We start from the raw sequence: 1054 nt of genomic DNA, 5'->3' as shown, positions 1-1054 counted from the left end.
AGTCTCTGGCAAACACGGGGCGATTCAGTTTTGCAATTTTAAGAAACTATGACGGACATGATTTCAAAGTGACTTTGGTTGATAGCAATGGAGATAGAGTTGCTGGCGGATATAGCGTAGCAGTTTCCACTTCTATCTTTAATGCAGGCACTTATTATTGGGAAGTTGAAAATAAAACAACAACTGGATCTACTTATGGTGGAATTACTTATGAAGTAAGATCTGGTGGCTAGTTAAACTTTCTATTAACGACTCAGCCCTATGAGTCGTTAATAGAAAACAATCTAAAATAAAAGCTTAAGTTTTATAAAATTATGTCGATAAAAGAAAACGACATATGAAAAAGGATTTTTATGAAAATCAGCACCAATCTACTACCTACTCTATTTGAAAGTAAAATATCTATTTTTACAAACAGTGATGATGAAAAAATAAAAAGCTTTTCTACTAAAACAAGCGAAAGTGGCTTAAAAATTAATATAAACACAACTCACCTTGATCCTAAAGTTAAAGAAAAAAAAGACAATAATGCTTTTGATTCATCATTAATTGAGGGAAGTGCATATGAAAAAGTATTTAAAAAAGAAGAGCTCAACTTTTCTAATATGAGTATAAAAGAACTTCATAGTATTGTTAAAAATGTGAATGAAATGGAACGAGAATACACACAAAAATACGATAGTGATGAACCAGTTAGATTAGGTAAGTCAGGAAACCCCATAATATCCAAAAAAAGAGAAGATATGAATAGTTTAGAGTCTAAACTTAGGATCCTTTCTTATGGTGGAGGGGATGTAGATCCTGATAAAAAAATTAATGTTATGGAGTATTTTTCTAATAGTTCAGAGAAATTAGATGGACTTGCTAAAGAATATCCTGAACGTCAGACTTATCAAGTAAGAGCCTCTTACATGAAAGAAATAATTAATACGTTTGATAAATTTATATCAGACGATACTTTTGATTTATATCAAGAAAAGGCTGCTTTATTGTTAACCGACAAAAAGAAAGTCGATGTTTTTATTTGAAAAAAGCCTAGAACATAGCAAAACAG

Annotated in this window: 2 protein-coding genes; both read left to right on the top strand. The window is 30.7% G+C overall.

The window, feature by feature from the left end; translation table 11 throughout:
- A partial coding sequence (locus B5G52_RS22140) for a hypothetical protein (protein ID WP_176372606.1) occupies window positions 1-233 on the top strand: 233 nt, incomplete at its 5' end.
- A 120-nt stretch (window positions 234-353) separates the two neighbouring features.
- Window positions 354-1028, top strand: a complete 675-nt coding sequence (locus B5G52_RS21710) for a hypothetical protein (RefSeq protein WP_013463096.1) — start codon at window positions 354-356, stop codon at window positions 1026-1028.
- The last annotated feature ends 26 nt before the right edge of the window (window positions 1029-1054 follow it).

It is taken from the genome of Pseudoalteromonas sp. A601, from assembly GCF_002165575.1.
GTDB lineage: Bacteria > Pseudomonadota > Gammaproteobacteria > Enterobacterales > Alteromonadaceae > Pseudoalteromonas.
The sequence above is the reverse complement of the archived record's forward strand: the minus strand, read 5'-3'. Positions and strand labels throughout refer to the sequence as shown.

What these genes read in the sequence shown, in the direction of transcription:
- B5G52_RS21710 (WP_013463096.1), top strand. Translation starts at nt 354, where the DNA reads ATGAAAATCAGCACCAATCTACTACCTACTCTATTTGAAAGTAAAATA.